A 7,024-nucleotide genomic window follows, 5' to 3' on the forward strand; every position below is an offset into this window, starting at 1 on the left:
CAGCTCCTAGCCGCAGAGCGACGGTGCTCCTTGCTGCTGGTAGTAGGTCACCGGATCGACCGGCTGCCCGCCGGCGTCGATCTGGAAATGCAGGTGTGGTCCGGTGGATTCGCCTCGATTGCCGATCTCGCCGATGGGTTGCCCGGCGCGGACTGCCTGGCCGCTTTGGACGTGGTTGGTGTGGTTGTGCCCGTAGGTGGTGATCACGCCGCCTGGGTGTTGGATTCGGATCCAGAGTCCGTAGCCGGTGGCGGGGCCGGAGTCGATGACGGTGCCGTCGGTGGCGGCGACAATGGGTGTGCCGGTGGGGGCGGCGATGTCGAGTCCGTTGTGCCTCTCGCCGTTACGCGGGCCGAATCCTGAGGTGCAGGTGCCCTGGGCGGGCACGCCCCAGCCTCCGGCCTGGGGTGGGACGGTGGCGGCTGTACGGTATTGCTCGGCTTGGGCGAGGACCTTGCGGACGTACCAGTCTGCGTGGTTGTAGGCGTAGATCGCGGTGTAGAGGTCTTCGGGTGCGCCGGAGTCGCAGAGGTAGGCGGCGGCGGCGTGGATGGCGTCGTGCGGGTTGTATCGGGAGGGTGGGGTGGCGCCGCCGGGTGGGATGGTGTCGTCGTAGGCGTCGAAGGTGGGTTGCAGGAACTGCATCGGCCCACCGGCCTGGGCGTGGTTGACGGTTCCTTCAGCGACGCCGGGCAGGGTGCTGCGGCCGTGGTCGGTTTCGACTTTGCCGATGGCGGCCAGGATGGACCAGTCCAGCCCGGGACATGTTGGGGCGGCTTGTTGGTACAGGGCGAGGTAGTCGGCGGGGATGTCGGCCAGGGCGTGGGGGCTGGGCTGGTGGGAACCGGAGTTGCCTGCGTTGGTGAACGCGGTGAGGATGCTGGCTGCGGCGGCGGCGATGAGGACGACGAAGAACAGCAACGCCGCGATCCCGGTGGCGATGAGTTTGACGAGCATGACGAACTCCCAGGCGGACGAGGGGCAAGCCGGCTGAGTGCGTTAGAGGTGGGACGAGCGGGTTTTCCGGTGCCGTTCGCTGAGGTGGGACAGGTGCTGCGCGCGGATCGGGCACGCCTGCTCGGCGACAGCTGCAAACGATCGAGGTGTTTCTGAGGCGACTTGCGTCGCGGGGCCAACGCGGAGCGCGGCGGGCACGTCTTTCCGGTTGTGGTCGCGTAGCGAGGCGTGAGTGGCTCGTGCCGAGGGGCCGGTTAGTTCTCGGTGTGGAGGTTGTCTGCGCGGATCATGCGGCGCAGGCTGGTGCGCGCGGCGGTGAGGTCGTCTTCGAGTTCGGTGACCCATGCCTGGAGGCGCTGGTTGTCGGTGCGGTGTTGTTCGGCGACGGTGGCGAGTTCGTGGTTGTGGCGGGTGAGTTCGTCCACTCTCGCGAGGAGATCGGCTTTGGCGAGGTTGTCCATGCGGGCGCCCAGCGCGTGTCGTAGCTGTTGTTGCTGCTGGTCGCGTTCGGCGCGCAGACGGGTGATTTCCGCGCGGGCCAACGCAAGATCGGTTTCCAGACCACGGCTGTGCTCGCGATCGTGGCGCGGTGCGGGGGTTTCGTTGTTCTGCTGTGTGCGGGCGGACTCGATCTTCTCCCGGACACCGGGGGCGTAGACCAGCCAGGTGGACACCTGCGCTTGTCGGGCTACTGAGGCGAACGTGATGGGTGTTCCCGCTTCCAGCATCTGGTGCAGTGTGGTGCGGACGCGGGCGCGTTTGGTGTCGCTGTCGCGGCGCCGGGCGTGGATCATCCCGTCGGTGCTGGGCGCGGTCATGACCCGTCCTGGACAGTCAGGGGCAGCAGCGTGCGGCCACCGGCGAGGTCACGACCGGCGCGTGCTTTGCGCAGCAGCGCACTGGCCTGGTCGACTTCGGCGCGCTCCTGGTCGGGCAACGCCTCGAGTTTCTCCCGCATCCGGGCAGCGACCTGCTGGAAGGCGTCGGTCTGGTCGGTGAGGTTGCGGACGACGAAGTCGTCGACCTCCATCGCGTGCGCGGTTTCGCGGTCCGCTTTGAGCGCGATGATGTGCTCCTCGATCGCGGGCAGGTAGGACGGATCCGGGCGGTAGAAGCCGCAGCCGGCGCACTGGAATCGGATCGGGCACTGCTTGCCGCCGGCCTTGACGTTGCTGGGTTCGAGGCAGTTGCCGAACGGCACAGCCACCGACTTCAACGCGTAGCTGGCCGCCGACCCAGTTCCAGAGAATGGCGTGCCGGTGTGGTCATGCACGTAGCGGCGCATGACCTTGATCGCTTCGCGTTTCCGTTTCAGGCTGACCGTGTAATAGCCCTGGGTCACGGTGAGGTCCTTGTGATCCATGAGCTCGCTTAGGATCTCCACGGCCACGCCTGCGTCGGCGTGGCGCTGGGCGTAGGAATGCCGAAAGGCGTACGGATAGATCAAGCGGCGGTCGAACGGCGCCGGAGAGCCCTCGGGGCCGGGGAGGTCACTGTCCAGGACGGGTATCGCGCTCACCCAGTCCCTGATCGCCCGGACGAGCCGGTTGGTGCTTAAGTGTCCGGGCCCGCACGATTCGCCCCAGGAAGGAAACAGCCAGGCTCGGGTGGAAGCCGGTAGGTCGAGCCCAGCGCGGTAGTCCTGCCAGTGCTGGATGGCCTTGGCGGTGGCGCCAGTGATCGGCAGCCGCCTGCGCAGGCGCTGGCTCTTGTGGTTGTCGTAGACCAGCGCGTACTCGCCGTCCTGACGCTCGAGGCACTCCAGGGACAGGGACACGACTTCGTTCGGACGTCGGCCCGTATCCCGCAGAACCTGGTAGACGGTACGAAACATCATGGCGGTGGCCGCCGGTGACCATGACCGCCCGTAGGTGCGCTGGGTACCCAGCAGATGCACGTGCGCGTCCAGTTGCGCGATGACGGCTTCCGGGATCGCCTTGCCGAGTTCCTCTTCGTTGACCTCGAGGGCGCCGATGGACTGCGAGGGGTGCCGGCTGAACGCTGCGGGGAGCTCGGCCAGCCGTCCGGTTTTGCGGCCGAGTTCGAGGACCGCGTGCAGCCGGGCCCACAGGCCCCGACGGTAGCGGGTCTCGTAGAGTTTCCCTGCCGTGCCAGTGGCTTTCCTGACGTCGTCGAACACAGCGGCCATGTCGGCATAGGTCAACTCGTGCTGCTGGTGGCCTCCGCCGGGCCGACGGGACAACGCCCTCGAGGCGAGGGTGCAGACTTGCACGGTGCGTTTCAGTTGACCGGTGTCCTCCGGGCACACGGTGCGGACCCAGTCCTTGGTGGCCTCCCGTAGCCACTGCTGCTGGATCGGGGTGAAGTCAACGGAGGTCAGGTTGGGCCGACGCCCCGCACGGGGTGTCTGCAGGTCCAAGGCCAGGCACTGCCACACATCCTTGTCGGTGTGTCGGATACCGCGAAACTCCTCGAACCTGAGCGCGATGACGCGGGTGAGCATCCGTGCATAGGCATGGACGGCGCGGTTCTTGCTGATCAGTTCCCGCACCGTGCTCTCGGGTGTGGTCGCCACGGAGTCCAGCCCGCGCAGCGCGTTGGTCAGGCTCTTCATCGCCACCGGGTCGAGTTTCTGCCCCTGTGCGTCACGCTGCTGCAGCGCATACAGCAACTCGAACCGGACAGTGTGGGTGACCAGCGCGAGGCTGAACTGGTTCACCCGCAACTGAGACGGCGGCTGGCCGCTGGCCCACTGCTCTGCCGTCTCGCGCTCACCCTCGGCACGTGCGCGTTGGCTGCGGCGAAACGCTGTCGAGTGGGCACCGCACAAGCGCATGTCGAGCGTGGCATCGGCCGAGCACCCCACAATCGAACATGCCTCCCGCGGCGGCAATGGCCGCGCACGGGTGCTGCTCCACTGAGCCATCGAGAGACCGCTGTGTTGGCCGCGGCGCTTCCACTGGGTCGTGTGCGCGTGACAGAGCCCGGTCCGATTACTGAGGCGACGCCGCTGACACCCCACGCCGTCGTTGCCGACCACGCACCTGGTGTCAGTCCGGGTCTGCTTCGTCACCGACGGCTGGTAGGAGGCGAGAAACTCGTGGGCTCCCAGGTCACTGTGCGCCGCTGCGCGCTGGCATTGCTGGCACAGGGTCCGTGAGGTGACCACGGTGTCGCAGGCCCGCACGGTGCACCGCGTCGAGGTGGTCGCCGGGTTGTCGGGATCCCCGGTGAACAACCACCGTTCGGGATCGAACTCGCCCGGACGCCATTCCGGGGCGATCTGCTCACGCAGATACGACACCCACGCCCCGTGATCGAGCCGGTAGGTCAGGGCGTCCGTGGCTGTGGCCTTGATGACGGGTGTGTTCATCGTGTCCTCCGTACCCACTCGGCGCCCTGTTCCACAGCGCAGCGCAGGTCGCCTTCGTCGGGATGCAGATAGGGCTGCATCGAGGCCGGGCTGACATGACCCAGCAGATGCTGCACCGTGTCGCGTGCACTGCCTTGCCGCAGCCACGTGGTCGCCGCGGTATGCCGCAACAGATGCGGCCGGGCCGCAAACCCCACCGAGCGGGACAATCGGTCGAACATCTCCTTGACGTTCTGATAGCTCACCGGCTCACCCAGCGGTGGCCGATACAGGTTCACGAACACCATGGGACTCAGATCTCCTGCATCCAGCCGGCACCCGCGTTCGTGGACGTAGTCCGCATACAGCGTCGCGGCTTGCTCCGGGACAGGGATCCAGCGGTGAAACCGCGATTTGGCCAGCGCCCCGTTCGGATTGTCCTCACGCCGCCGCACATGCACATGCGGCCCCGCCACCGGGCAGCCCAACACGCGGGAGCTGGCGAGGAAATGCATGTCTTCGCGGTGCAGCCCGAGCGCTTCACCGATCCGCATCCCGGTCATCCCCACCAAGGCGACGAGGAACCGATCTCGCGGGTTACTCGTTGCCTGCGTCAGGGCCTCGATCTGGTCTGGTTCGATGAACTCAAACGGTGTCTCCGGGACGGCGAACTTCAGCACCCGCGACCGCACCGTACGGAACTCATCCGCCTCCCCCGTCTCGTAACCCGGCGGCAGAAATCGCAGATACCGGGGCTCATACAACCTCGTCACCACCTGCGGGTCGATCAGTTCGTGCTGGGCACAGAACCGGAAGAACTCGCACACCGTCCCGACAATCGCATCCGCCGTCCCCGGTGAGCGAAACCGTTCCTCGCTGTGTCCTGCGCGACGGCGCGAGGGCAGCGGTGTGGTGACCAGCCAGTGCTTGAACCGCACCATCTGTCCCAGGTGGACGTTCCTCCAGTCCACGCCGTCGCGAGCACTCCACGACAAGAACAGCGCAACCCGCCCGGCATACAGACGCTCGGTGTTGACCGACCGGCCCCGACCCCGCAACCCAGCCAGGAACGCGCAACCTTCGTGTGGAGGTCGTAGTCACGGTCGATCACGACCCAGGCAACCGACCCGTCTGCCGGAGAGACCGCCCGCTCCGCCCGGAATACCGCCGACATGGCCGAAACCGTAGGTCGACGTGCCTGCCACCTTGCGGATACGTCACTGGGACGCGGCGTGTCGACCGGAAACCTCACGTGCCTCATGCCGTCACGGACCTAGAGATAACTCCGGCGCCTGCGAAGTTCTCGCCGGAGTGCACGCCGGGGGCGTCGAGGCGTCCGTGGTCGGTTTCGATTTTGCCGATGGCGGCGAGGATGGCCCAGTCGAGTCCGGGGCACAGCGGGGCGGCCTGGTGGTAGAGGGCGAGGTAGTCGGCGGGGATGTCGGCGAGCGCTGCGGCGCTGGGCGCGCTGCTGGTGGGGATCAGGGTGGCGATGGTGCCGGTGATGGCGGCGACGAGGGTGACGAGCAGGCCGAGGAAGGCGGTTGCGGCGGTGATCAGGGTGCGGAGCATCGGGCTCACCGCGCGGGGTGCGCGCTGTTCGGGGGGTAGGGCGGTGGAGGTGGCAGTGCTGCGCTCGTGGCGGCCGGTGGGTCTTCGTGCGCGGTGGTGGGCTGTGGCCAGGCCTGCGGTAGGTGGTCGAGCGCGCGGCGTGGTCCGCTGGTGGTCAGCGGGAGCCACACTTCGGCAGCGGGATGGATGGCGGGCTCAGGGCTGGCGGTGGCGATGGGCAGGAGTTCGGGGTCGTCGAGCTCGGTCCAGGCCCGGTGGAGGGCATGGCGGGCGTTGGCTTCGCGCTGGGCGCTGGGAAAGCGGAAGAGCACGGGCGTGCGTTGTCCGGTGGCGCGTGCGAGCTCGTGGTATCCGGGGAGTTTGCTGACGAGTGCGCGCAGGGCTTCGGTGCCGGTGTCGTACTCGACGAAGAAGCCGAGTTCACCGCGGGGTGTGGCCCAGTGGGCGTAGGCGTCGGGGCGGGCGAGGTCGCCGATCGACCGGGCGCAGCGCTGTTCGGACCACCACGCGCGCAGGTGGCCGTGGGTAGCGAGGTCGGTGAGGAGCTGGTTGCAGCCGATGGTGTGGGCCAGGCGCAGGCTGTGGGCGATGCCGAGGGTGCGGTTGCGGCGGTAGCCGAGGTCGGTGGTGTCGAGGCCGTGGCCGGTGGCCAGGACGGTGGCGCCGGCCGGGCCGAGGACGTAGTGCATCGGGGCGGTGCCGCGGGCGAGCACGGGTTGAAACCGGTCGAGGACCGACCAGCACCACAGCTCGCGCAGCCGGGCACGGGCGGCCCGGGAGCTCGGGAAGCCGAGTGCGGCGATCTGGTCGCCGGTGAGCACCCGGTGCTCGTGCAGCATCGCCACCAGCCACCGGTCCCGCGCCGTCAGGCGCGACGCCAGGCGGGCCTGGTGCTCGGCGGTGTTGGCCGCTCGGGGTGTGCGCCGGTCGGTGCGGCCCTGTCGGAGGAGGTTCTGGCGCGCGGGGAGCTGGTTCATGGCAGGGCACCTCGTGGGACGTGGGTTGGCTAGTTCGGGACGTCCGGGCGGGTGTCCGCAGCGGCGCGTGCCGTGGTGGTGCGGAGGTGGCGGCTGCGGCCGGGCACGGCGTCGGGAAGCGGGCGGGTGTGGAGGGTGAAGGGGCGGGTGTGTTCGCCGTGGGAGACCAGGCGGGCGGCGGCGTGGTAGGCGCCGAGGTGGGTCA

Annotated in this window: 5 protein-coding genes and 1 pseudogene; all 6 read right to left on the bottom strand. The window is 68.3% G+C overall.

Translation table 11 applies throughout. From position 1 onward, the window contains the following. Positions 1–6: 6 nt before the first annotated feature. The gene (locus tag ABD976_RS20085) at positions 7–957 is read right to left on the bottom strand and encodes a peptidoglycan DD-metalloendopeptidase family protein (protein WP_345365460.1); all 951 of its coding nucleotides are present in this window, start codon (positions 955–957) and stop codon (positions 7–9) included. A gap of 254 nt (positions 958–1,211) precedes the next feature. Beyond that, positions 1,212–1,775: a DUF6262 family protein gene (locus ABD976_RS20090; RefSeq protein WP_345365462.1), complete on the bottom strand. Its 564-nt coding sequence runs from the start codon at positions 1,773–1,775 to the stop codon at positions 1,212–1,214. Further along, positions 1,772–4,291, bottom strand: a complete 2,520-nt coding sequence (locus ABD976_RS20095; RefSeq protein WP_345365464.1) for a tyrosine-type recombinase/integrase — start codon at positions 4,289–4,291, stop codon at positions 1,772–1,774. Before ABD976_RS20095 ends, ABD976_RS20090 begins: the two co-directional genes overlap by 4 nt. Then, on the bottom strand, positions 4,288–5,211 hold the full coding sequence (locus ABD976_RS20100; RefSeq protein ID WP_345365466.1) for a tyrosine-type recombinase/integrase: 924 nt from the start codon (positions 5,209–5,211) through the stop codon (positions 4,288–4,290). Before ABD976_RS20100 ends, ABD976_RS20095 begins: the two co-directional genes overlap by 4 nt. A 343-nt stretch (positions 5,212–5,554) precedes the next feature. Continuing rightward, positions 5,555–5,842 (bottom strand): annotated as a pseudogene (locus ABD976_RS20105) (hydrolase Nlp/P60); the annotation flags it as partial. 5 nt (positions 5,843–5,847) lie between these two features. Continuing rightward, a complete protein-coding gene (locus ABD976_RS20110) occupies positions 5,848–6,819 on the bottom strand; it encodes a replication-relaxation family protein (RefSeq protein WP_345365470.1) in 972 nt (323 codons plus the stop codon). Positions 6,820–7,024 lie beyond the last annotated feature (205 nt).

Origin of the sequence: Saccharopolyspora cebuensis (genome assembly GCF_039542665.1) — a bacterium.
In the GTDB taxonomy this organism is placed as follows: domain Bacteria; phylum Actinomycetota; class Actinomycetes; order Mycobacteriales; family Pseudonocardiaceae; genus Saccharopolyspora; species Saccharopolyspora cebuensis.